Here is a 25,164-nt window from a genome sequence, read left to right as displayed (position 1 = left end):
ATTACTAGACTTTATTACATTTGCTATTATTATTCATTTAAAATCATGAAAAAATTAATCATTTTGTTAACTGCTGTGTTAATTTCGGCTACGGCATTTAGTCAGGCGAAAAAGGAAGGCATTCATATTTATAACCCGCAGGCCGATGCCAAAGCAGAAATTGCTGCTGCTGTTGCAAAAGCGGCTAAAGAAAATAAACATGTTTTATTACAGGTTGGAGGAAATTGGTGCACCTGGTGTATCGCGTTCCATAACTTAGTTGATAGCACCGCTACACTGAAAAAATACATCAACGATAATTTTGAAACCGTTTTGGTTAATTATAGTCCTGAGAATAAAAATGAAAGTGTTTTGGCTAGCTTAGGATATCCTCAACGTTTTGGTTTTCCGGTATTTTTAATTTTAGACGGCAAAGGAAAAGTATTACACATTGAAAATTCATCTTATTTAGAAACGGATGAAGTTGCTGCCAATGGTAAAAAGAAAGTCGGACATGACGTTAAAAAAATTACCTCATTTTTAAAAGGCTGGACCACTACAGCAGTAAATCCTGAAACTTATAAAGCGAAAGCTAAATAAAGGATATAAGGCCTAAGTGCGAACAATAAAACTGAAGCCAAAAAGTAAGAAAGCCGTCCTGATTTTTAAATCAGGACGGCTTTTTTGTTAATCGTCTAGCTCATCTTCGTCTACCTCATCATCGAGGTTTAATTCATAAGAGGCTCTTGAAGCTTCATCAGCCTGCTCCAGTAAATCTTTATCATGTTCAATACTGGTATCGTCGCCACTAATTTCATTGATATTTTCTACGTCGTCTTCTCTGCGCAAAGCATCGTTCGGATCGTTTGAATAATTGTCATCTTCTGGATCTATCATAACTTTGGGATTTTATAATTAGATAATCGTTTTGAAGGTGAAATTGTTTTAGGAAAAAGCTGAAAGACTAAAGGAGAAAGACCAAAGAAAAGTATATTCCGTGTAAATCTTCGCCTCCGTGGCTAACACTTATAACCCTTCCCCAAATTTATAAAATGGTGCCACACTCACCGGTAATTTACCTGTTGGTACCAACCTGTTATTGATCACAGCCGCCGCAGAAATCTGCATAAAATCTTCTTTCTGATAAGCTATAACTAAACCTTTACTGTTTTCTAAACCTGATAAACTCGCCAGGTTGTATGGATTGGCAAACAACGCAAAAACCGCATTCTTGGCAGATAATTCTTTAATAAAGTTTTTTACACCAGCATTTAAGAGAATTCCATTAGCAGGGCGCGATCTACTGTCGTGAATACCCACAATTACCTGATCAAAAGCACCGATTTCACGGGCAATGTTCGAAATCTGTGCAGCGCTTGCATCTTTATCCAGCACATAATAAACAGAGTTATAATATCCTTTCGAAACCTCTTTTTGGAAAGTGGTAACCGAAGGTACACCGATGCTGATAATGGCCGTTCTTCTGATCGGAATAAGGCGCTTGATATAATCTTTACCTTTCAGCAGCGTTACCGATGCATTAGCCAGTTCCTGTACCAATGCATTGCTAGCGGTGCGGTTTACACCTGCAACAACACCCTGCGTTACAATCGTATCGCGTTTAGCCAAACCTGCCCAGTATTTTGCCGTTAAAATCTTACGCACACTTTGGTCAATTTCGGCCATGCTCACGCGATCCTGCCTTACAGCTTTACGCACCAGTTTAATGGCCCTGTCGCTATTTTCAGATAGCTCAATAATATCATTTCCAGCAATGATGCCCATTAAATCGGCTTCACCGTCTTTGAAATATTTTACAACGCCTTTCATATCCATCGCATCAGAGATAATCAAACCTTTAAAGCCTAATTTCTGCTTTAAAATGCCCGTAACAATCGGTTTAGATAGGGTAGAAGGTAGGTTTGGTGTAGCATCTAGCGATGGGATGTTCATGTGGGCAATCATTACCCCCGAAGCGCCTTGTTTGATCAGCTCTTTAAAAGGATACATTTCTAAAGTATCCAGCCGCGTAGCAGAGAAAGTAAGCTGTGGTAAATCATAATGCGAATCCACATCAGTATCGCCATGACCAGGGAAATGTTTCAACGTGGTTAATAAACCACCATCCTGCATGCCTTTCATATAAGCGGCAACTTTAGTGGCTACGTTATATTTATTTTCGCCAAAAGAACGGTAATTGATTACGGGATTTTTTGGGTTGTTATTGATATCGGCGTCAGGAGCTAAATTCATCTGCATCCCCATACGCTTGTAATCTTTAGCCACTTCAAGGCCCATTTTGTACAATAATTCTTTGTTTTGAATGGCGCCCAAAGTCATTTGATAAGGATAGGAAATGGTACTGTCCAAACGCATACCCAAACCCCATTCACCATCGTTTGCCACAATTAATGGAACCCTGCTCAGTTTTTGATAAGCATTAGTCGCTACAACCTGCCTGCCTGGGCCTCCCTGAAAAAAGATTACGCCACCCAATTGTTCTTTTTTAATCACCTGACCAACTGAATCGGTGTATTTTTTACCCAGATTGGTATGCGCCCGCACAAAAAATAGCTGTGCAATACGTTCTCGGCGGTTAAGTCTGTTAAAAACCGAATCCACCCATTTTGGTTGGTTGGCCAGTAATTCTAAATAGGTTTTTTGTTGTGCACTTACAGAAAATGCAGTGCCGCAGAGGGCAATCAGTATAAATAAATTTCTTCTCACGTGTTTTGTTGTATCAGCTGCTAAATTAATCATCTAAAGGCTAATTAAACAAAAACCAATCCAAGTAATCGATTTAATACAATTTGTTGTAAACCTGTTGATTTATGGCAGCAAAGATTTGATCCTATCTATACATCCCTTTACCCTCTATGAAGTCGATCACCTTATCAGGAAGGAAAAACTGAACATTTTTTTTCTCCTTTATGGCCTTGCGGATAAAAGTGGAGGATATTTCCATTAAAGGGGTATTGGTAAAAGTAATTGCGGGCTGGTTTTCCCACTCGCTAACATCTGCTCCAGGACGTGGGTACACATAAATCTGATAGTTTTTTAAGAGCACCTCGTAGTTTTTCCATTTTTTAAATGAAACCAGGTTATCAGCGCCCATGATCAGTACAAATTCTTTTTCAGGGTATTTTTCGTGGAGATAAGTTAAAGTATCAATGGTATACGAAGGCTGCGGCAATGCAAATTCAATATCACTCACGCGGATATGCTCTGCATTTTCGGTAGCCAGTTTGGCCATTTCCAAACGATCGTACATATTGGTTAAACCACTTTTCTCTTTTAAAGGATTGTGTGGAGAAACCACTAACCATACTTCATCAAGTTCGGTATGATTAGCCATATAATTGGCAATAATTAAATGTCCGGTATGGATGGGGTTATACGAACCGAAGAAAAGACCAGTTTTCATTTTGTCGTTTTCAGTATCTATTAGTCGTCATTGCGAGGCTGGACTGAGGGAGCCGAAGCAATCTAATCTGCCAAAAAAGATTGCTTCACCCTTTTGCGCTTTTCCATCGCTGCAGTTCGCAATGACGGATTTATTTTTAAATCAAATTTAATGGTTCATCAAAATCAGCAGTCATTTTAAAGAAATCTTTGGCATAGCCAAATTGTCTTTCTTTCAGTTTTTTACTGGCTTTCGATTTTTTCTTTAGGGATGAGACAAAATCAGACACTTGCTTCTTCAGGTCTGAAGGCAATGAAGATATTTGGCTATATAATTGAATATCAGTCATCAATCAAATATAAAGATTTCTGCGCTCTTAAGAAAACTATTTTTTCAAAAAATCCCCCACCAATTTTTCTGCTTCTGCGCAGGCTGTCGCCAGATCGTAATTTTTTAAAATCACATCAAATTTATCGGCATAAAGCAATTCTTTCTCCGCTTTGATAAAACGCTCCTGTAATTTTTCAACGCTGTCGGTACCGCGGCCGCTTAAACGTTCTTTTAATACCTCTAAAGATGGCGGCTGTACAAAAATAGCCAGTGCATCTTCTTCGTATTTTCTTTTCAAACGGATCCCGCCTTCTACATCAATATCGAAAATTACATGTTTACCATCATTCCAGATGCGTTCGATTTCTGAACGTAAAGTGCCATAAAAAGTTCCGTTGTAAACCTCTTCAAACTCTACGAATTCCTGATGGGCAACTTTGTGTAAAAACTCTTCCTTACTGATAAAATAGTAATCGTTTTCATGTTGTTCAGTACCTCTCGACTCGCGTGTTGTGGCAGAAATAGAAAAGCTCAGTTCAGGAAACTTTTTTAATAAATGATGTACTATAGTGGTTTTACCTGCTCCTGACGGTGCCGAAAATATGATTAATTTGCCTTGCATGCTTTAAAAATGTTGGAAGGTTGGAAAGTTAAAGATTGGAAGGTTGCATGTAAAATTGCAACTTTACAACATTTCAACCTTACAACACATTCAGTAACTGTTCTTTTATCTTTTCTAATTCTTCTTTCATACCCACAACAAACTGTTGCATCTGGGCATCATTTGCTTTTGCACCCATGGTATTAATTTCCCGGCCAATTTCCTGAGAGATGAAGCCCATTTTTTTACCATTTGCCTCTTTGCTTGCCAAAGTTTGCAAGAAATAATCGCAGTGGCTTTTTAAACGTGTTTTTTCTTCTGTGATGTCGATTTTATCGATGTAATAGATCAATTCCTGCTCAAAACGGTTCTGATCGATATTTACTTTACCCACGGCATCATCTAAAAACTGAGTAAATTTATCGCGGATAGCCGAAATCCTTTTAGGTTCAAGCTCCTCAACAGATTTAAAATAAGAAAGGATGTTTTTAATCCTCAGTTCCAAGTCGGCCTTTAAAACCGAGCCTTCATCTTCTCTAAATTTATTGAAATTAGCCAAAGCCGAGGTAAAAATCTGGAATAAATGATTCCACTCATCCTCACTCACACTTTCTTCCTTATAACTGATTACATCAGGGAAGGTTAATGCAGTTTGCAATAAGTTGCTACTTTCAGCACCTAATTCTTCATTAACAGCAATAAGTTGTTTGTAATAGTGAGTTAACAGTGCAGTATTAATGGTTGCGCCTGTAACTTCACCGTTGGTGCGTTCTACATTGATGCTTAAACTTACCTTTCCACGTTCGATGTCTTTGCTGCAGATGTTGCGCAAGATCAGTTCTTTATCAGAAAAAGCTTTAGGATATTTTAAATTCAGCTCAAGGAATTTACTGTTGAGCGATTTGATTTCGACACTATACTTTGCATTTGCATAATCGGCTGTTGCTAAGCCGTATCCTGTCATGGATTTTATCATGCGCAAAGATAGGGTTTTAAGCCGAAAGGAGAAATAATAATGGTCAAGGAGCCCAGAGTTATAGCTTGTCGGATAAAAAGCTTTATAATTAGAAAATCAGCGTACAGTATTTCTTCGGGGATTGCAGTCCCGTTTTACACTTTATCCCGATGAAAAATCGGGATGTCCGTTTCAACCGGGTTTATATACAAAAGTGGGGTAGCTTTTGGCTTGGGTCTGATCCCCACAGGGTGCGTACCGAAGTGTTTAAACCTGATGGGAGTGAGCATCCCCGATTTTTCATCGGGATAAAACGGACAGCAGGACAGGTTTAGCCAAAAGAGCTGGATCCCTTATTTCCTAATAATGAATGATGCTATTTTTCCAGCATTCCTAAAATGGCCTGAAAAGATTTTGCTTTCAATTCTTCCAAATCCTCTGCTACCAAACCCTTCACCTCGATTGCTTCGCCAAATACTGTTTTAATCAATCCGGGCTTCAATAATAACGGATCTGTTCTTGGTAAATGTGCTCGGCTGTTCAATATCGCAAAAGGTAAAATAGGTGTTTGTGTCTCTATCGCCAAACGGAATGCCCCATCATAAAATGGATTTAAAGGTAGCTTAGATTTATTCATTGTGCCTTCAGGAAAAATCAAAATTGATTGACCATCGGCCAGATCTTTTCTCAGTTCAGCTACCGAATGGTCACGGCTTTCCCTGCTGCTGCGGTCAATCATCACCACCAAACGTTTGTAAATCCATCCAAATACCGGAATTTTAAGCATTTCTATCTTCCCCAGCGGACTAAAAGCCTGTGGAATGCAGATTACAATGGCTAAAGCATCTAAAAAAGAACTATGGTTACCCACATAGATATACGATCTGGAGGTATCAATCTTAGTTCCCCCTGCCGAAAACCACAGGAAAGTTAACAGGCTAAAACCCCATGCCCAGCATTTTAAAAAATAGAAAGCGATTTTTCTTCCGGTTTTCTCGTTAAAAATACCCATACTGATAATGATAAAAGGACAAACTACGAGCATGATCAGAAAGAATATTATTGCTGAATACAGTAAATAAAATCCACCCAATAGTTTTCTCATAGGGATTAACGTTTCTTTAACAGTTTGCAAGGTTAACAAATGTTAATTTTACAAAAAATATCTTATAGATATGAAAGCATTTTTGATCATGTTATCACTTTCATTGCTATTGTTCATTTTGCCTAAAAAAACGCTCGCTCAAATTACAACAGCAAAAGGAGTTATTTTAGAAAAAGGAACCCAAATCCGTATTGCATTGGCTGTGGTAACCAATATTAATAATAAACAGGCGGTAGGAAGTAACGATATGGGTTTCTTTCAGGTGAAAGCCAAAGCCGGCGATACTCTATTGATTACCAAAAGGCATTTCGATAATATTTATGTGGTGGTGCCTGGCAATCAGGATCTTGTTATTAACCTGGTTAGGGCAGATATGCTGCTTGATGATGTAACAATTAAGGCGGAAAACAAACAACAAAACCTATCGGCTGTTAGGTTAGAGCACCGTAAGAAAACTTATTTTTATGGTAAAAAGAGAAACCCGCTTTATTATGTGCGTTACCCATTGGCCGCAATAATGGAACTGTTTAGCGCAGAACGAAAAAATTCAAAACGTTTTGACCGTTATTATGATAACGAGACAAAAGAGTTGGAAATTGACCGGTTTTTTAATGTTAGCCTGGTTAAAAATAACACCAGTTTAACAGGAAAGCAAATGGATAAGTTTATGTTGGATTATAGACCGAAACATAAACAGATTAAAAACTGGAACACCTATGATGCCGCTGATTACATCAAAAAATCTGCAAAACAGTATTTAGATACTCTAAATACCTCATTATAATAAAATGAAACCTTTAAAAGCTATTCTGTTACTCATCATCTTAATGCAAGGCTTAAAAATTAAAGCCCAGGATTTTGTATTGAAAGGTGTGGTGATAGAAAAAGGTTCTAATGTGCGTGTTGCTTTAGCTGCGATAACCAATTTACGCAGTAAAATGGGTGCTAGCAGTAACGATATTGGAATATTTCAGCTAAAAGCCAAAATTGGCGATACTTTGTTGATTATAAAGAAAAATTTAACCGATCAGAAATTGGTGATCAATACCGATGATGATCTGGTGGTATATTTACAAAGGGGAAGTACCATGCTCGAAGAAGTAACGGTTAAAGGCCAGACTAAAAAGCAGGAGATGGAAAGTGTTAAGCGCGACGTTAAAAGAAATGGATCATTTTTTGAAGGCAAACCGCCATTGGTTTTATTAATTCCCTTTGGTGGCAGTCCAATAACATTTTTCTACGAATTATTTGGGAAAACACCGGCCAGGGCACGTAACTTTAACCGTTATTACAAAAAGGAATTAGGCCTAATGGAAGTAGATAAATTCTTCAATAAAAGCCTGGTTTCGAATAATACCACATTAAAAGGGAAAGACCTCGACAAATTTTTGCTCGATTATTACCCAACCCGCAGCATGGTGAGTAACTGGAACAATTACGATGCTGTTAAATACATCAGGGAATCGGCCAAACAATATACCGATACCCTGAAGCACACAAATTAGCTACACAATGAAAAATTTAAAATTTGTCATCATACTTTTCGTTCTTACTTCAATTGGCTTTTTCGCAAAGGCACAAGAATTTATTATCAGAGGCGTGGTTATCGAAAAAGGCTCAAATATCAGGATTGCCTTATCAGAAATTACTAACCTGCGTACCGGAATTGGGGTGGGCAGTAATGATATCGGCATGTTCCAGCTTAAAGCTAAAATTGGTGACACGCTTTTAGTTATTAAGCGCGACCTGATCGATCAACGCGTAGTGGTAAACAGCGAAAAGGACCTGGTCATTTACCTGGTTAGGGGAAGCACTACGCTGGCTGATGTAACGATTGTAGGAAATACAAAAAAGCAGGATCTGGACGATATTAAGCGTGAATTTAAAAATAAGGGTGTGTACAATGGCGGTAAAACAACAGTTTTATCAGCTATATTCAGTCCTTTAAACGCATTGTATAATTTATTCGGCACAGATCCGAAAAATGCACGAAGATTTGGCCGATATGCTGATAACGAGATTAAACAGTCACAGATCGATGTATATTTCAACCAGAGCATCATAAAAAACAATACTGAGTTAAGAGGCGATACTTTAGAAAAATACATGCTAAACTGTCGCCCTGAATTTGATAAGGCCCAATACTGGAACAGTTACGATTACATTAAATACATCAAAGAATCTTCGAAGAAGTTTACCGATACGCTGGGGAAAGGAAAGTAGGTTTAGTCGGGAGTCCTTAGTCCGTAGGCTTGAGTCTGTTTGGAGTTGAGAGTTTTGGTCGCAGATTCTAAAGTCTGAAGTCCAGGGTCGGAGGTCTGAAGTTTTAAACCATACCGACAATTAATCGATATTCCTAACAATCCTAACTATTAAGCATTAGGAGTTAACAATTTTATTTAAGTTAACCAATTAACCAGTTATACAATTAACCTAATGAACTAATGGCAAATGAACCAATTAGTAGTTAACCGATTAACCAGTTTTTACAGTTAACCCAATGCCCCCAATAAAACAAATGACTATTGAACCAGTGAACTAAATACTCAACGCTTCACAAGCCTTCTCTGCCGCTAATTTTTCTGCGTTTTTCTTGTTGTAATCTCTTCCGGTGCCTACTTTTTCGCCTTCTACTACGGCACTGATGGTAAATAGTTTTGCGCTTTCGCCTTCACCGTTTTCTGCCAGTTCGAACATAACGTCCTTACCATGGCGTTGGCACCATTCAATCAGTTTACTTTTGAAATTGGTTTCAGTAAGCTCTAAGGTGTGGATATCGATATGTGGTTTTACGATTCTGCGCAACAAAAATTCTTTGGTAAAATTGTAGCCTTTGTCCATATAAATGGCACCTATAATGGCTTCAAAAGCATCGCCCAACATCGAATTGTGTTTGGTTTGTATACTCACCGAGCGCTGATCGAACTGGATAAGCTTATCGAAACCGATTTTTTTCGCCAATTGATTTAAATTGGCGCGGTTTACGATTTTTGAACGCATTTCGGTCAGGAAACCTTCTTCTTTGTACGGATAATGTTTAAAAAGCAGCTCGGCTATAACCGAGCCCAGAACAGCATCTCCAAGAAATTCTAAGCGCTCGTTGCTGCTTCTGCTTCCGTTTTTTAAAACTTTTGCTACAGAACGGTGCCTGAACGCCATTTTATAAAGCGTAACATTCCCAGGAACAAAGCCTAAAATGTTTTTCAGCTTTTTAACAAACTCCTTTTCGGGAGAGAGATAAAGTTTATATAATTTTAAGATCGGCATTAAATAAATAACACAATTAACGGCTAATTAGCATATTTAACTAAGTTATCTATTTTTAATTAGCATACAAAATTATATAGCAGCGCTGTTTTAAATTAATCTTCGTATTTCTTGAAAATCACAGAAGCGTTATGGCCACCAAAACCGAATGTATTACTTAAAGCAGCCCTAACGGTACGTTTTTGAGCTTTATTGAAAGTAAAATTCAATTTAGGGTCAAATGCAGGATCATCTGTAAAGTGATTAATTGTTGGAGGAACAATATCATTTTTAACAGAAAGAATTGCTGCAATAGCTTCAATAGCTCCGGCTGCACCCAAAAGGTGACCAGTCATCGATTTGGTTGAACTGATGTTTAAACGATAAGCATCTTCACCAAACAATGTACCAATGGCCTTAGTTTCACTAATATCTCCCAATGGGGTAGAAGTACCATGAACATTGATATAATCTATATCAGCAGTTGTTAAACCAGCATCTTTTAGTGCATTGGTCATTACCATTCTAGCGCCCAAACCTTCAGGATGTGGTGCTGTGATGTGATTAGCATCAGCACTCATTCCACCGCCAACAAGTTCTGCATAAATTTTTGCACCCCTTGCCTTTGCATGTTCAAGTTCTTCTAAAATAATGGTTCCTGCACCTTCACCAGCTACAAATCCATCGCGGTCTTTATCAAAAGGACGTGAGGCCGTTGCCGGATCATCGTTACGTGTTGATAATGCATGCATGGCGTTAAAACCACCCATCCCTGCTTCGTTAATAATTGCTTCAGAACCTCCGCTGATGATTACATCTGCCATACCCAGGCGGATATAGTTAAATGCATCAATCATAGCGTTTGTAGAAGAAGCACATGCCGAAACAGTTGCAAAATTCGGCCCACGTAAGCCGTATTTGATCGAGATATGCCCTGGAGCAATATCTACAATCATTTTAGGAATAAAAAATGGATTGTACCTTGGCGTACCATCTCCTTTGGCGAAATTTGAAATTTCATCGAGGAAAGTTTTTAATCCACCTATGCCCGCACCCCAGATTACGCCGATCCGGTTGGTATCTAATTTTTCAAAATCAAAACCACCGTCCTTCACCGCTTCCTCTGTTGATACAAGAGCATATTGTACAAACGGATCTAATTTACGGGCTTCTTTTTTATCCAAAAAATCTTCCGGATTAAAGTTTTTTACCTCGCAAGCGAATTTGGTTTTAAACTTTTCAGTGTTAAAACCCTTAATAGGAGCAGCGCCACTCACCCCGTTAGTCAATCCTTCCCAAAAATCAGGAACATTATTGCCTATAGGAGTGAGCGCACCCAACCCTGTTACTACTACTCTTTTTAATTCCATTTATACTGAAAAAGCGTAATTCTATTTAACGTTTTTTTCCAAATAAGCAATCGCTTGACCAACTGTACCGATGGTTTCAGCCTGATCATCAGGAATAGCTACATTGAATTCTTTTTCAAATTCCATAATCAACTCTACGGTATCTAAAGAATCTGCACCTAAATCGTTGGTGAATGAAGCCTCTGGCGTAACTTCGCTTTCGTCAACACCTAGTTTTTCTACGATAATAGCCTTAACTCTTGAAGCAATATCAGACATAATTTTATAATTTAATGGTTAAATAATTCTGTGCAAAGAAAAATAAATTCTTACAATTTTCAAATGTTTTTATTTCGATACGTAATTTTGGTATCTCAATAACACAGCGAATATAGAATTAGTTTTTTAATTTCGTTCTGTAAATAATTTATTTCGCTTTGAATAAGACTTACCTAAAACTTACCTTAGACCTTGATTTTATACTAATTGCGATCACAGCACCCCTAAAAGACTATGTGCTTTGCCACAAAATTAATACCCGGTTAAATACACAATTTGAAAAAATAGAAGACCACGAAATATTTTTTAATATTGACGAACCGGCCTGGAGTTTCTCCAAATATTACTTTTTTGTGGAGCAAGGCGAGGTAGAATACTACTTAATATGCAATAAAAGCAGCGATGGTTTCCTGATTCCGGAGATGAACAAAGTAGATTTTTTTATTATAATTAAAGAATTTATTGATAAGGAGGATCTTGATTATCTGATTAATGGTCTTAATAAACTGCCTGATATACAGGTAGCTGCAAAAATAGATCCGACCAAGTTAAAGAACAGGGAGAATTTGGTAATATAAAAATTATATACTTGGTGTATTAAATACACTATATTTGACGGTTACAAACGAAGAACAAAAGAACAAAATATATAAAATTTAATGCAGTTTGATTATTTTAGATAATAATTATGCTTTCTTTAAACTGCATTGCTAAAAATCAATTAAATTAAATGAAACCTTTTCATTCGAGAACTAAAATTGTTGCCACGCTTGGGCCTGCGTCAGCAAAACCAGAAGTATTATATAGTATGTTTAATGCCGGGTTGGATGTTTGCCGCCTAAACTTTTCACACGGATCTCAGGCAGATCACCAGGCGGTTTTGGATACTATCCGCGATTTAAACAAAAAATACGATTATAATGTAGGTATTCTTGCCGATTTACAGGGGCCTAAAATTCGTATCGGTTTGGTAAAAGAAGGTGGCATTAACCTGATTAATGGTAAAACTACCGTAATTACCACCAATGAATGTATTGGTAACGAAGAACGCATTTATATCACTTACCAAAACTTCCCTCAGGATGTTCAGGCGGGCGAAATTATCCTTTTGGATGATGGAAAGCTGCAGATGAAAGTTTTATCTACTAATTTAAAAGATGAGGTAGTTTGCGAAATCGTTCATGGTGGTATTTTAACCTCAAGAAAAGGTGTAAACCTTCCAAATACTAAAGTTTCTATCCCTTCTTTAACACCGGAAGACCGTGAAAATTTAGAATTTGTTTTAGAAAATGATGTAGAATGGATCGGTTTATCTTTCGTGCGTAAGGCAGAAGATATTATCGAACTTAAAAAAATTATTGCAGAGCGTGGCAAAACTGCCCGCGTAATTGCTAAAATTGAAAAACCTGAGGCTATTGCCAATATCGATGAAATTATTGCCGTAACCGACGGTATTATGGTTGCCCGTGGTGATTTGGGTGTGGAATGTCCGATGGAAGAAGTACCATTGTTACAGAAAATGATTGTTGCCAAATGTAGGGCAGCTTCTAAACCTGTAATCGTAGCTACACAGATGTTGGAAAGCATGATTACTACCCCTCGCCCAACACGTGCTGAGGTGAACGACGTTGCAAACTCTGTTTTAGACGGTGCTGATGCGGTGATGTTGAGCGGAGAAACTTCAGTTGGTGAATTTCCGCTGATTGTTATCGAAACGATGCAGAAAATTATCCAGAATATTGAGCAGAACAACTATCCTTTCAATCCTGATAAGTTTTTAAAACCAAAATCTCCATCTTTCTTAAGTGATGCCATCTGCGATTCGGCTTGTTTCTTAGCTAAACAAACCAACGCTGTAGGTATTGTATCGATGACTTTGAGCGGTTATACTGCTTTCGAAATTTCGAGCCACCGTCCGGAAGCTTTAACCTTCATTTTTACCAGCAACAGGGCTTTGTTAAATGCAGTAAGTTTGCTTTGGGGCGTTAGAGGTTTTTACTACGATAAGTGGGAAAGCACCGATAACACCATCATTGAGGTGAACGAATTCTTAAAAAGCAAAAAATTGGTTAAACAGGGCGACATCGTAATCAATACCGCTGCTATCCCGATGGAAGCAAAAGGAAAAACCAATATGTTAAAAATTACGGTTATAGATTAATTTCTAATACATATTTTAAAAAATGCTCCTGGTTTTAACCTGGAGCATTTTTTTTATCAATAAAAAATATATATTCGCAATCCCAACCGGAGAGTTGTCAGTCCGAAGGACCCCTATGGGGAGTGTCGATTGAGCACGCCTGGAAAGCAGTAACTGCTTAAATTAAACTTTGTATACTTGCATTAAGGTTAATTATGTTTTATAGTTATATTTTAAAAAGCGAGAAAGATGGAAAGTACTATTATGGAAGTACTGAAAACCTTGAAATCAGGTTAATTAAACATAATAGGGGAGATGTGAAATCGACAAAAGCTAGGCGGCCTTTAACCATCCATTTTTTTGAAGAATTCAATTCAAGAAGTGAGGCTTTTAAAAGAGAACAATATTATAAAACTGTAAATGGTTACATTTATTTGAAACAAAATAAAATTATATAACCGGAGAGGTGTCAGAGTGGTCGATCGAGCACGCTTGGAAAGCGTGTGTACTGCAAGGTACCGCGGGTTCGAATCCCGCCCTCTCCGCCAGTAAAAACATAGCCCGATGATAGTCGGGTTTTTTGTTTTCCGGATTTTTCACTAAGTCACTGTCTTAAAATGAAAGAAGCCCTACAAATAAGTTGGGTCTTTTTTGGTCAAAATCCCACTCCAAAACGACTTTTTGTAACCCATTTGTTGTAAGGATAACGCCGATCTTATAACCATTATTGCGTTTTGAAAAATATACCTGAAAAACGTTGATTTCGTGGTTTTTAGCTTATATTTTTGGATTTGTTTCTTTTAAAAAGTGATTAATAGGAACAGATTTCTACCAGATAAAACAGCAATAATATGAGTGAATATGTAATTGGTTTTCATGAAATCGATAGGTCAGGTATTTTAAAAGTTGGTGGCAAAGGCGCCAACTTAGGCGAACTATCCAAAATTGACGGCATAGCGGTACCTGATGGTTTTTGTGTTACTACTGAAGTCTTTAAAAAGATCACAGAAAACAATCAGGAAATTAAAACTTTATTGGAAAAATTGTCTGATCTTAAAGCTGAAGACCGGATCGCCATTGCTGAAATCAGTAAAATAATCCGGATCACTATTGAAAATGTACCCATTCCTGACTATCTTACTAAAGAAATTGAGGCTTATCTTGGCCGTTTCAAGTATGATGAAGCTTTTGCAGTCCGATCAAGCGCTACAGCGGAAGATTTGCCTACAGCATCATTTGCGGGGCAGCAGGATACTTATTTGAATATTATTGGTAAACAGGCTATTTTCAAGTATATCAGTAAATGCTGGGCCTCTCTATTTACCGATCGTGCCATCGTTTACCGGATTCAAAATGGCTTTGATCACCATAAGGTTCAACTTGCCGTAGTAGTACAAAAAATGATTTCCGCTGAAGCAGCCGGAATTATGTTTACGGCTGATCCTGTTACAGGTAACCGGAAAGTATTATCCATTGATGCCAGTTTTGGCTTAGGCGAGGCCTTGGTTTCAGGTTTGGTAAATGCCGATAACTATCAGGTTTGTGCTGGCAAAATTACCGATAAAAAGATATCGACTAAGAAAATGGCCATCTGGTCTGTAAAAGACGGCGGGACAAAATCACAAAAACTTTCGCAGGAGCAGCAGAATAGACACGCACTTACAGATGAACAGATTTTACAGCTGGAAAAGCTGGGTAGAAAAATTGAAGCACATTTTGGTAGTCCACAGGACATCGAATGGTGCTGTATAGGGGATGCCTTTTATATTTTGCAGAGCAGGCCAATTACTACCTTATACCCTGTACCAGAGGCAGACGATAAGGAAAAACATGTTTATATCTCTGTTGGTCACCAGCAAATGATGACCGACCCTATGAAGCCTCTTGGACTATCTTTATGGCAGTTGAGAGCCGCCCGGCCCATGTTTAAAGCCGGTGGACGATTATTTGTAGATGTAATGGATAGCCTGATTACCCCTACAGGAAGAAAAAACTTACTGGAAGCCATGGGGCAGCATGATCCGCTAATCAAAGACGCGTTGATTACCATAACGGAGCGGGCAGACTTTATAAAATTGCTGCCGGATGAAGGGGAAAGCCCGTTAATTGTTAAAAGCACCAAAGGTTTATCTGCTGCTGATATTTTGGCACAGGTAGGAAACGACCCCGATATTGTTTTTGAGTTAATCAAACATAGTGAAGCATCGATAGAAATATTAAAACAAAATATCCAAATGAAATCAGGACCAGCGCTATTTGATTTTATTCTGGAAGACATTGAGCTATCGAAGAAGATGACATTTGATTCGAAACATATCAATGTAATCATCGCTGCAATGAACGCTGCATCCTGGATCAATGAAAAAATGGGCGAATGGCTGGATGAAAAAAACGTAGCAGATGTACTTTCTCAATCCGTATCAAATAATATCACTTCCGAAATGGGTTTGGCATTGTTGGATGTGGCAGATGCTATCCGTCCTTATCCTGAAGTCATCAATTATTTACAAGAAGTTAAAGACGATCATTTTTTGGATCAACTGCTTCATTTCCAGAGTGGAGCATTAGCTAAGAGTGCTATTGATGGCTACCTAAACAGGTATGGAATGCGCTGTGCGGGCGAAATTGATATTACAAATACACGTTGGAGCGAAAAGCCATCTATATTGATTCCGATCATCCTTAGTAATATCAAAAACTTTGAACCAAATGCCGGAAAGCTGAAATTTGATCACGGAAGATCCCAAGCTCTGAAAAAGGAAAATGAACTATTGGATAGGCTCGCGTTTTTACCAGAAGCTGAACAAAAAATCAGGGAAACAAAAGAAATGATCAGCCTGCTTCGCAATTTTGCCGGTTATCGCGAATATCCAAAATATGGAATTGTTAGCCGTTTTTATGTTTATAAAGAAGCCTTGATAAAAGAGGCTGAAAAACTATTAGAAGCCAGGGTAATTGATGAAAAAGAAGCAATTTATTACCTCACGTTTGATGAACTGAAGGAAGTTGTAAGAACCCATAAACTGAATGCAAAACTTATCGCTCAGCGAAAGGAAGAACATCGGTTGTTTGAAAAGCTTAATCCGCCGCGTGTAATCACTTCCGATGGAGAAATTGTATCAGGTAGATACAAACATGAAAATCTTCCAACAGGTGCTATTGTAGGTTTAGCCGTTTCTACTGGCGTGATAGAGGGACGGGCACGTGTAATTTTAAATATAGAAGATGCTGATCTGGAAAATGGAGATATATTGGTAACCACCTTTACTGATCCCAGCTGGACCCCGTTGTTTGTATCTATTAAAGGTCTGATTACCGAAGTTGGAGGCCTGATGACTCATGGAGCCGTTATTGCACGCGAATATGGTTTACCAGCAGTTGTTGGTGTAGAAAATGCAACCAGACTGATCAAAGATGGGCAACGGATCAGGGTTAATGGAACAGATGGATATGTGGAGATACTGGAAAGTTGATAGACAATAGGATTTAGTCGGAAGTCCGGGGTCGGGGAAATGGAGAGTTAAGGCGCAATGAAATATAGCTAGTACTGTGCATTCTCTTTACGTTCACTTCCAGGCTTGTGCCCATTTTGTATCACGATTAATACCAATCATTTGCCAAAACAGTATTATTTTTATCGCAAGATTAACTAACATGATGAATAAATATTGGCTTACTGTAACGGCTTGTACTTTGGCCATTACAGCAAATGCTCAGCAAAAAGCTTTAACCGTTAGCGATTACGAAAGAGCGGAAAGTTTTATGAGCTACAACACTGCAAAGTATATCGACCATGCCAACGTGCAACCTAACTGGCTCGAAGGAGATAAATTTTGGTATAGCACTAAAACGAATGGTACCGAACAAACTTTCCTCGTAGATCCTGCAAACAAAATCAAAACACCAACAACCGAATATAAAGGCGGTGAAATGTCATCGCGACGTATGGGTGGCCGCAATGAAGTGTTATCACCTGATGGAAAAAAAGCAATTTTAATTAAAGATTATAATCTTTTTGTGAAAGATGTGGCCTCTGGCAAATTAACACAGCTTACCACCGATGGCATTAAAGATTACGGTTATGCTACAGATAACGCAGGCTGGAAACACAGCGATGCCCCAATTTTACGTTGGTCGCCTGATTCGAAAAAAGTAGCTACTTTTCAGCAAGATCAAAGAAATTCAAAAGATATGTACCTGGTAACCACTAATGTGGGTGCACCGGTATTAAAAGCCTGGAAATATCCTTTACCAGGTGATAAACAGATTGCAACCATCAGAAGGGTGATTATTGATGTAGAAAATCCAAAAGTAATTTCGCTCAACATTCCTGCCGATCCGCACCGTGCAACGTTGAGCGATGATATTTCGAGCAGCGGTACTTTTGACGATATCGATTGGAAAGCTGATTGCTCGGAAGTAGCCTTTCTGTCCACTTCCCGCGATCATAAAAACGAGAAATTCCGTATTGCCAATGCTTCAACTGGTGCAGTGAGGGAAGTTTTCGAAGAAACCGTAAAAACACAGTTCGAATCTGGTCAGGGCGCCATTAACTGGCGTTATCTTCCGGCATCAAAAGAAATTATCTGGTATTCGGAAAGAGATAACTGGGGACATTTGTATTTATACGATTCCAGTAACGGGAAATTGAAAAACCAGATCACCAAAGGTGATTTTGTGGTTTCGCGTTTAGTTAAAGTAGACGAAAAAGCACGTACACTTTATTTCTTTGCTAATGGTCGCGAAAAAGGCAATCCTTATTTCAGTTACCTGTATAAAATTGGTTTCGACGGGAAAAATTTAACTCTTTTAACACCAGAAGCAGGCAATCACCAGGTAGTATTTTCACCATCTTTCAACTATTTTGTTGATAGTTACTCGCAGCCAGATGTACCAGCAGTTACTGTGCTGAGAAGCATTGATGGAAAACTGATCAATACTTTAGAAAAAACAGATGTTTCGAGATTAACCGCTACAGGTTGGAAAGCACCTACTTCGGTTTCAGTGAAAGCCAAAGATGGTAAAACCGATATTTATGGTCTGGTTTTTACGCCAACAAAAATGGATGCCAACCAGAAATATCCTGTTATCGATTACATTTATCCAGGCCCACAGGGTGGTAGTGTAGGCAGCTGGGCATTTGCAGCTTCACGTGGCGATAACCAGGCCCTGGCCGAACTGGGCTTTATTGTAGTAGTAATAGAAGGAACCAGTAACCCTGATCGTTCTAAAAGTTTTCACGACATGAGTTACGGTAATATGGCAGAGAACACCTTGCCAGATCAGATTGCGGCCATCAGACAGCTTTCTGCAAAATATCCTATTGATACCACAAAGGTAGGTATCTGGGGCCACTCTGGTGGTGGTTTTGCTACGGCTGCGGCCATGTTCCGTTATCCCGATTTCTTTAAAGTGGGTATTTCTGAGTCAGGAAACCACGACAACAGAAATTACGAGGATGATTGGGGTGAACGCTATAACGGCCTGGTAGAAAATTCAGATTATGAAGCTCAGGCGAATCAGAATTACGCTAAAAATCTGAAAGGTAAACTGATGTTGGTGCACGGCTTGATGGATGATAATGTGCCGCCATATAATACGTTACTGGTTGTAGAGGCGCTTGAAAAAGCAAATAAATCGTTCGATCTCGTTATTTTTCCAAATAGTGCCCATGGTTATGGTGCTTACTCACCATATATGATGCGCCGCCGTTGGGATTACTTTGTACAAAATCTTTTAGGTGCAGAACCACCTAAAGATTACCAGATGAAAGGCCCAACAGCAAGATAATATTTTAAGAGCAACTATAACCGGTTGCTCTTTTTGTATATTGTATTAAACAAAGCCACTTCTTAGCGGTTTAATCTGTAAATCATTAATCATGGGAAAAACCAGAGATCAAAATAACGTTATCATTACCGGTACAACAGGAATGGTTGGTGAAGGGGTATTGATGCAATGCCTAAATAGTCCCGAAATTAATAGCATTTTAGTGATTAACCGCAAACCTTGCGGTTATACCCATCCAAAGCTAAAAGAGATTATTCATGCTGATTTTTTCGATTTCTCGGCAATAGAAAGTCAGTTAACGGGTTATAATGCCTGTTTCTTTTGTTTGGGCATAACTTCAGTAGGTGCTGATCAGGAAACCTATTATAAAATGACCTATACACTCACCATGCACGTTGCGCAAACATTGAGCAAACTCAATAGCGATATGACTTTTTGTTATGTTTCTGGTGGAGGAACCAATGAGCATAGCCGTTTAAAATGGGCACAGGTAAAAGGTAAAACAGAGAGCGATTTAACAAAATTACCTTTCGAACAGGTTTTTAATTTCCGTCCGGGTTTTATTAAGCCATTGCCAGGTCAGAAATATGCACATAAATTCTATAAATACATTAATTGGTTATTTCCGGTAGGTAGGGCAGTTTACCCAAGTGGTTTCTGTACCATGGCCGAGCTGGGCCAGGCGATGATTAATACGTTAAGCCATAACGATGAAAGACGGATTTTGGAAGGCAAAGACATCATCGCTTTAGCTAAAGAATAAGCTCAGGTACGCTTTAGGTACCCGAGCTCATCTTCAGCAGGTTTAAGGATTTGGTTTAGGTTAATTGATTATTTTGGGTTAATATAAGGCAGCAGTTGCGTCTTTATCTTTTTGCGATAATACAGTAGCACCCGAACCGCATTGACCGCCATTCATGATCGATGATGCATCGGTTCCGGTTACGCCAGGTACATTTGTTGCACTTGATTCACCGATAGCAGCCCAGTTAGTGTGTCTGAATGAGATACAGTGACCAAACTCGTGGCAAATTGTTCTGGCACGTTGTGCAAATGAGTTACCTGCAATGTAATTTTTATTGATTTTAACCAAAGCACCTGCACTTCCTCCAGAAGGGAATTGTCCCTGACCGCAAACACCAGATCCTAAATTTTCATTTTTGATCAGGATGTCGTAAGGAGCAGTAGTTACAATACTAAAACGCAAAGTAGAATTTGGAACAGCATTCCATTGAGCAATGGCATTGTTGATCTCGCTGCTCATTGATGTCATGGATGCGTCTACAAAAATCCTGATATTCAGTTTTTTAGTTGCATTTACAATGCTTCCTGTATAATACTGTTCGGTTTTTGGTCCGGCTGTATTAGCAGGAATTTCCATGTTTTTAGGAAATATAATATCTTCCTCAACAACATATTCGTTTCCATTATCGACAATACTCGACTCAGGGAAGCCTAAATTTTTAATGTGCTGTAAAACCTTATCGGCATTTTTAACAGTTTCTTGTGGTTCTGGTGTTACTGTTTCCTGGTTTTTTTTACAGGCTGCAATTACTACTGCAACCATCGCTACGAAAGCGATTTTTTTTAGATTTTTTTTCATGGGATAATAGGTTAGTTAATCCTTAAGAGCTGATGAAACAAATGTAACAGAACGTGTTACACGAATTTTAACGTTGATTAGAATTTTACACGAAAACTTAATTAGGAGCTTTTGTAATGATTTAAAATCATTATTGTATTTAAAAATTTACATAAACAGTCTTCTTTAATGATAATACTAAAGTCAAAAAAGAGTTATTTCCTACGTGTTCTGTATAAATGATTGAGTAAAACAGCCTTGAAAAAAATATTTTTAATAGACTTTTTACACTGCCATAGGGTTGTCAGTGCGCTGTGTTTTCTTTGTTTAACTAAACAAAAAGATATGATACAGGAACAATTATTCGCAGAAACAATGGAAGAAACTTCCCTTGTGTATTTGATGAAAAATTATGCAAACTATAATTTCTGGGCAAATTTAACCCTGATAAACTGGTTGAAAAAACATCCGGAACATTTATTGGAGCAAGAAGTGCCATCGAGTTTTAAAAGTGTAAAATTAACCCTTGCCCATATTTTACAAACACAAGAATATTGGTATTCCATCCTTGCTAAAACCGAATTTGAGTTCCGGGAGTACGGAAGCTTATCAGATGTTTTTGATTCGTTACTTAAACAGTCAGAAAACCTTGCGGTTTATGTTACCGCAATCAGTGAGCATAAATTTAATGAAAAAACAGAAATTCAAAGTCCATGGTTTACCTCCGATTTTCAGAATTTTGAATATGTACTGCATGTTTTTAACCACAGCACCTACCACCGTGGTCAGATCATCACGATATGCCATAATTTAGGAATAACAGGGGCACCAATGACGGATTATAATTTCTATAATGTAATGGCGAAATAAGAATTATTTTATTTATTTAGTAGTATAAAAAACTAAATAAAAACGCTATGGATTTTTTAATGCTGGGGACTATAACCCTTTTTGCCGGTGATTATGCGCCGGTAGGATTTGCGAAATGTGATGGATCGCTGCTATCTATTACTAAAAATGTACAGCTATTTTCTATCCTCAAAACAAGCTATGGCGGCGATGGCAGGTCGAATTTTGCCTTGCCTAAACTTCCGTCAGTAGAGGGTGCAATATATATCATTGCTACAGAGGGCTATTACCCCGGACATCCCGCGGATTAGAAATTTATGATCAACAAAAAAGGTGATGATCTTTCAAGATCATCACCTTTTTTTTATTTCTTATTGTCGTACTTCCGTTGATTGTCCTTGTTCGAAGTCTGATCAGATCGTTGTCCGCCACCATTGGTAATGCCCTGGATTTTTTTATCCGTTTTAACATCATGATTTGCCCGATCTGCTATTGAACTGCCCTGAACCGTTGGATTGTTTTTGGGTGTGCCTGTATTTTTCATAACTATAAAATTTAGTGAATAATATTGCCGAGCGCTACATTAACAACCAATGTGGGAGTTGATATGTTTGATTTTTTCAAAGTCGTTCGTGATGCAGTTGCAATAACCCATAAAAGCCTTCTCGAAATGGTAATTTGACTATGAACTATCACCCATTAACCAATGGCTAATGAACCAATGAACACTCTAGTACAACAAAAATATAGTTGGCTGTTTATGAAGATCTATTTCCTCTTTGCGCCAGTTATAAACACTTTGCGTTTTAATAAATTCATTTTCGGCAGTAAGGTTACTCGCTACACAAACCTGGGTGTTAGGTTTACAACTTTTTAAAACCTCTTCAAAAAGCTGGTTATTGCGGAATGGGGTTTCGATAAAAATCTGAGTTTGTTTATAACGGCTGGCCGATAAATCCAAATCTTTAATCCTTTTGGTGCGCTGTTCCTTGTCTATAGGTAAATATCCCCAAAAGGCAAAACTCTGACCGTTAAAACCTGAGGCCATTAAAGCTAATAAAATTGAACTTGGCCCTACCAATGGAACCACTTTAATGCCGCGTTTATGCGCTTCTGCAACAATATCGGCTCCCGGATCGGCAATGCCCGGACAACCTGCTTCGCTCATTAAACCTACATCTTTCCCGGCGGCAAGCTCAACAAAAAACTGACCTAAATCAGTGCGGTTATGTTTGCCGTAATCGTGTACAATCAAATCTTTCTGAGGAGTTTTTAATCCAGCCTCCTTTAAAAATTTACGGGCTGTTTTACTGTTTTCTACAATGTAGGTATCAATCTGGTTAATGGTATCAACCAAATAAGTGGTAAACGTTTTGTGTGCTACCTCTTCAGCCAATGGTACTGGAATAAGGTATAAAGTGCCTTTTTGCATGCCACAAAAATACTCACAATAAATAGAATTTAAGTTCTAAAGTTTGCGCTACCCACAATATAATCTCCTTTATTAGCAAAGGTGTAGCAAATTTTATTTCTAACTGACTAATTTTCTGCACAATTAAACTTCACTTAAAACGTTAAATATTAGTTAAATATGCTCTGCAACGCAATATTTGAAGGAAAACGCCAAAACTATGCTTGCATATTAAACCTTCTGTAATTTTGGTTCTCTAATTGATACACACACATTAGGTTATTAAAATAAACACACAAATGAAAACACTGAAATCTACGGCACTTGTGCTGGGGCTCTTTGCGCTCCTTGCCGGAACCACAACCCTTGTCAGGGCACAAGACTATCAAAACGATTACCAGGATGATGGTTACAGTACTGGTAATATCTCTTTACAGACTTTTTACGACGAACTTTCTCCTTATGGTACCTGGATTCAGGATCCTCAATATGGTTATGTTTGGCGTCCGGATGTAGATCAAAGTGATTTCCGTCCATATTACACAAACGGACGTTGGGCCATGACAGAATATGGCAATACCTGGGTTTCCAATTACGATTGGGGCTGGGCACCTTTCCACTATGGCCGTTGGGTAATTAACAGTTACAGGCAATGGATCTGGTTACCTGATACCAGTTGGGGACCAGCCTGGGTAGATTGGAGAAGTGGTGATGGTTATTACGGATGGGCACCGATGGCACCGAGTATCAGTATTAATTTAAGCTTTGGCCGCCGTTATTCAGTGCCCGAGTTCTGCTGGAACTTTATTCCACAGCGTAACATTTATATCAATACTTTCCCAAGATATGATTACGGACGCAACAATGTATATATCCGCAATACCACCATCATCAATAATACCTATGTATATAACAGAAGAAATTATTATGGCGGGCCAAGGATTGAAGATATCAGACGTGCAACCAATAGGGACGTAACTGTTTACCGTTATGCACAAAGTTCAAGACCGGGCGCAAGCAGGGTTGGTGGCAGAGAGGTTTCTATTTACAGACCAAGACCAGAACGTAATGCAGTGGATAACCGCAGTGCTGCACCAAGGAGATTTGAACAAGGCAATGCTGGTATTAGCAGAAATGGAAGAAACGAAGGTTATACCAGCCGCGATCAAAGAGGCGGAAATCCAGGTAATAACGATAACCGTTTTGGATCAAGAGATAACCGTACCTCTACACAACCAGATAGAAATAACGGCACTGTAGGCAGAGATAATAATCAGCCTAATAATAGGGGCGAGGTTTATAACAGGGATGCAAATGGCCGTGTTAGCCGTGGAGTTACCAACGGTATCGATAATGGAAACAGACAGGATAATGCAAACCGTGGTCAGGATCAGCAACGTTTGGAGCAGGTGAGACAACAGCGTAATCAGGACCGCATGAGTGCCGATCAGCAGCGTACACAACGTGATATGCAACCAGCACAACGTGGTCAGGATGATCAGCAACGTGCTCAAATGGAGCAACAAAGGGCACAACGTAACGAACAAATGCAACAACAGCGTTCGCAACAAGCCCAGCAGCAACAGCAAGAAAGGACTCAGCGAGATGCTCAGGCTCAGCAACAACGTAATGAGCAAATGCAACAACAACGTTCACAACAGGTGCAACAGCAGCAGCAAGAAAGGACACAACGCGATGCACAAGCTCAGCAACAACGTAATGAGCAAATGCAACAGCAACGTTCGCAACAAGCGCAGCAACAACAGCAGGAAAGGGCACAACGCGATGCACAAGCTCAACAACAACGTAATGAGCAGATGCAGCAGCAACGTGCACAACAAGCCCAGCAACAACAGCAGGAGCGTGCACAGCGTGATGCTCAGGCTCAGCAACAGAGAGCCCAGCAACAACAACAGCAGCAACAGAGACAAGAACAAAGAAGATCGGAAGCTCCACCACAACAAAGAGGTGGTGGTGAAAGTGGAAGACCATCAAGAGGTGGCAGAGGATAAAATGGAAAGTCCGATGAAAATTGGGACTTTTTTATTGATGAGTATTTCTAAGGTGGTTATAACAAAAAGCCGTCTTAGTATTTTTTAACCATTTCATTTTATATTGACCACCTGAGTCACCTTATAACATTTA

The 25,164-nt window shown here is 38.8% G+C and carries 26 protein-coding genes and 1 tRNA gene; 14 read left to right on the top strand and 13 right to left on the bottom strand.

All coding sequences use genetic code 11. From position 1 onward, the window contains the following. The first annotated feature begins 45 nt into the window (after positions 1 to 45). Positions 46 to 579 carry a thioredoxin family protein gene (locus tag H9L23_RS19990; RefSeq protein WP_187591991.1) on the top strand — a complete coding sequence of 178 codons (534 nt, stop codon included), beginning with the start codon at positions 46 to 48 and terminating at the stop codon, positions 577 to 579. 87 nt (positions 580 to 666) lie between these two features. On the opposite strand, the gene H9L23_RS19985 is transcribed toward H9L23_RS19990, so the two are convergent. The 7 genes from H9L23_RS19985 to H9L23_RS19955 form a co-directional block, all read right to left on the bottom strand. Further along, positions 667 to 876, bottom strand: coding sequence for a hypothetical protein (locus H9L23_RS19985; RefSeq protein WP_187591990.1), 210 nt, complete (start codon positions 874 to 876; stop codon positions 667 to 669). Between the two features lie 129 nt (positions 877 to 1,005). Then, positions 1,006 to 2,739, bottom strand: a complete 1,734-nt coding sequence (locus tag H9L23_RS19980) for a glycoside hydrolase family 3 protein (RefSeq protein WP_187591989.1) — start codon at positions 2,737 to 2,739, stop codon at positions 1,006 to 1,008. Between the two features lie 91 nt (positions 2,740 to 2,830). Further along, positions 2,831 to 3,403, bottom strand: a complete 573-nt coding sequence (nadD, locus tag H9L23_RS19975) for a nicotinate (nicotinamide) nucleotide adenylyltransferase (RefSeq protein WP_187591988.1) — start codon at positions 3,401 to 3,403, stop codon at positions 2,831 to 2,833. A gap of 136 nt (positions 3,404 to 3,539) precedes the next feature. Beyond that, positions 3,540 to 3,731, bottom strand: a complete 192-nt coding sequence (vapB, locus tag H9L23_RS19970) for a type II toxin-antitoxin system VapB family antitoxin (protein ID WP_187591987.1) — start codon at positions 3,729 to 3,731, stop codon at positions 3,540 to 3,542. 36 nt (positions 3,732 to 3,767) lie between these two features. Then, complete coding sequence (gmk, locus tag H9L23_RS19965) at positions 3,768 to 4,334, bottom strand: guanylate kinase (protein WP_187591986.1); 567 nt, start codon at positions 4,332 to 4,334, stop codon at positions 3,768 to 3,770. Between the two features lie 79 nt (positions 4,335 to 4,413). After that, the gene (locus H9L23_RS19960; RefSeq protein WP_187595537.1) at positions 4,414 to 5,277 is read right to left on the bottom strand and encodes a YicC/YloC family endoribonuclease; all 864 of its coding nucleotides are present in this window, start codon (positions 5,275 to 5,277) and stop codon (positions 4,414 to 4,416) included. Positions 5,278 to 5,644: 367 nt separating this feature from the next. After that, the gene (locus tag H9L23_RS19955; protein ID WP_187591985.1) at positions 5,645 to 6,373 is read right to left on the bottom strand and encodes a lysophospholipid acyltransferase family protein; all 729 of its coding nucleotides are present in this window, start codon (positions 6,371 to 6,373) and stop codon (positions 5,645 to 5,647) included. 70 nt (positions 6,374 to 6,443) lie between these two features. Between H9L23_RS19955 and H9L23_RS19950 the strand changes: the two genes are divergently transcribed. From H9L23_RS19950 to H9L23_RS19940, 3 genes are read left to right on the top strand one after another with little or no spacing between them, the layout of a single operon-like run. Next, positions 6,444 to 7,157: a hypothetical protein gene (locus tag H9L23_RS19950; RefSeq protein WP_187591984.1), complete on the top strand. Its 714-nt coding sequence runs from the start codon at positions 6,444 to 6,446 to the stop codon at positions 7,155 to 7,157. 4 nt (positions 7,158 to 7,161) lie between these two features. Then, positions 7,162 to 7,878 carry a hypothetical protein gene (locus H9L23_RS19945; RefSeq protein WP_187591983.1) on the top strand — a complete coding sequence of 239 codons (717 nt, stop codon included), beginning with the start codon at positions 7,162 to 7,164 and terminating at the stop codon, positions 7,876 to 7,878. Positions 7,879 to 7,885: 7 nt separating this feature from the next. Next, positions 7,886 to 8,596: a hypothetical protein gene (locus tag H9L23_RS19940; RefSeq protein ID WP_187591982.1), complete on the top strand. Its 711-nt coding sequence runs from the start codon at positions 7,886 to 7,888 to the stop codon at positions 8,594 to 8,596. A gap of 315 nt (positions 8,597 to 8,911) precedes the next feature. Here the strand turns inward: H9L23_RS19940 and rnc are convergent, their stop codons facing one another. The 3 genes from rnc to H9L23_RS19925 form a co-directional block, all read right to left on the bottom strand. Next, entirely contained in the window at positions 8,912 to 9,640 is a 729-nt protein-coding gene (rnc, locus tag H9L23_RS19935; RefSeq protein WP_187591981.1) for a ribonuclease III, read from the bottom strand. Between the two features lie 95 nt (positions 9,641 to 9,735). Continuing rightward, positions 9,736 to 10,989, bottom strand: a complete 1,254-nt coding sequence (fabF, locus tag H9L23_RS19930; protein WP_025145352.1) for a beta-ketoacyl-ACP synthase II — start codon at positions 10,987 to 10,989, stop codon at positions 9,736 to 9,738. Positions 10,990 to 11,010: 21 nt separating this feature from the next. Continuing rightward, positions 11,011 to 11,247: an acyl carrier protein gene (locus tag H9L23_RS19925; RefSeq protein ID WP_008508386.1), complete on the bottom strand. Its 237-nt coding sequence runs from the start codon at positions 11,245 to 11,247 to the stop codon at positions 11,011 to 11,013. A gap of 158 nt (positions 11,248 to 11,405) precedes the next feature. Between H9L23_RS19925 and H9L23_RS19920 the strand changes: the two genes are divergently transcribed. The 7 genes from H9L23_RS19920 to H9L23_RS19890 all read left to right on the top strand — a co-directional run bounded on the left by H9L23_RS19920 (position 11,406) and on the right by H9L23_RS19890 (position 19,940). Then, positions 11,406 to 11,825: an IPExxxVDY family protein gene (locus H9L23_RS19920; protein WP_025145351.1), complete on the top strand. Its 420-nt coding sequence runs from the start codon at positions 11,406 to 11,408 to the stop codon at positions 11,823 to 11,825. 152 nt (positions 11,826 to 11,977) lie between these two features. Further along, a complete protein-coding gene (gene pyk / locus H9L23_RS19915; RefSeq protein ID WP_187591980.1) occupies positions 11,978 to 13,408 on the top strand; it encodes a pyruvate kinase in 1,431 nt (476 codons plus the stop codon). A 194-nt stretch (positions 13,409 to 13,602) separates the two neighbouring features. Next, complete coding sequence (locus H9L23_RS19910) at positions 13,603 to 13,845, top strand: GIY-YIG nuclease family protein (protein ID WP_187591979.1); 243 nt, start codon at positions 13,603 to 13,605, stop codon at positions 13,843 to 13,845. Between the two features lie 2 nt (positions 13,846 to 13,847). Next, positions 13,848 to 13,935, top strand: a tRNA-Ser gene (locus H9L23_RS19905). A 303-nt stretch (positions 13,936 to 14,238) separates the two neighbouring features. After that, positions 14,239 to 16,860, top strand: coding sequence for a phosphoenolpyruvate synthase (gene ppsA, locus H9L23_RS19900; protein WP_187591978.1), 2,622 nt, complete (start codon positions 14,239 to 14,241; stop codon positions 16,858 to 16,860). A 181-nt stretch (positions 16,861 to 17,041) separates the two neighbouring features. Continuing rightward, on the top strand, positions 17,042 to 19,177 hold the full coding sequence (locus H9L23_RS19895; RefSeq protein ID WP_246474748.1) for a S9 family peptidase: 2,136 nt from the start codon (positions 17,042 to 17,044) through the stop codon (positions 19,175 to 19,177). Positions 19,178 to 19,268: 91 nt separating this feature from the next. Continuing rightward, entirely contained in the window at positions 19,269 to 19,940 is a 672-nt protein-coding gene (locus H9L23_RS19890; RefSeq protein ID WP_187591977.1) for a Rossmann-fold NAD(P)-binding domain-containing protein, read from the top strand. A gap of 78 nt (positions 19,941 to 20,018) precedes the next feature. Here the strand turns inward: H9L23_RS19890 and H9L23_RS19885 are convergent, their stop codons facing one another. After that, positions 20,019 to 20,780, bottom strand: coding sequence for a M57 family metalloprotease (locus H9L23_RS19885; protein ID WP_187591976.1), 762 nt, complete (start codon positions 20,778 to 20,780; stop codon positions 20,019 to 20,021). A gap of 324 nt (positions 20,781 to 21,104) precedes the next feature. Here H9L23_RS19885 and H9L23_RS19880 point away from each other — a divergent pair, with 324 nt between their 5' ends. Further along, positions 21,105 to 21,629, top strand: a complete 525-nt coding sequence (locus tag H9L23_RS19880; RefSeq protein WP_187591975.1) for a DinB family protein — start codon at positions 21,105 to 21,107, stop codon at positions 21,627 to 21,629. Positions 21,630 to 21,676: 47 nt separating this feature from the next. Next, positions 21,677 to 21,919 carry a phage tail protein gene (locus H9L23_RS19875; RefSeq protein WP_187591974.1) on the top strand — a complete coding sequence of 81 codons (243 nt, stop codon included), beginning with the start codon at positions 21,677 to 21,679 and terminating at the stop codon, positions 21,917 to 21,919. 53 nt (positions 21,920 to 21,972) lie between these two features. Here the strand turns inward: H9L23_RS19875 and H9L23_RS19870 are convergent, their stop codons facing one another. Beyond that, positions 21,973 to 22,152 carry a hypothetical protein gene (locus H9L23_RS19870; RefSeq protein ID WP_090765130.1) on the bottom strand — a complete coding sequence of 60 codons (180 nt, stop codon included), beginning with the start codon at positions 22,150 to 22,152 and terminating at the stop codon, positions 21,973 to 21,975. Positions 22,153 to 22,338: 186 nt separating this feature from the next. Then, positions 22,339 to 23,040, bottom strand: coding sequence for an SAM-dependent methyltransferase (locus H9L23_RS19865; protein WP_187591973.1), 702 nt, complete (start codon positions 23,038 to 23,040; stop codon positions 22,339 to 22,341). 278 nt (positions 23,041 to 23,318) lie between these two features. Here H9L23_RS19865 and H9L23_RS19860 point away from each other — a divergent pair, with 278 nt between their 5' ends. Next, positions 23,319 to 25,031 carry a DUF6600 domain-containing protein gene (locus H9L23_RS19860; protein WP_187591972.1) on the top strand — a complete coding sequence of 571 codons (1,713 nt, stop codon included), beginning with the start codon at positions 23,319 to 23,321 and terminating at the stop codon, positions 25,029 to 25,031. Positions 25,032 to 25,164: the final 133 nt, after the last annotated feature.

Source organism: Pedobacter roseus (assembly GCF_014395225.1).
GTDB classification, from domain to species: Bacteria; Bacteroidota; Bacteroidia; order Sphingobacteriales; family Sphingobacteriaceae; genus Pedobacter; species Pedobacter roseus.
The sequence above is the reverse complement of the archived record's forward strand: the minus strand, read 5'-3'. Positions and strand labels throughout refer to the sequence as shown.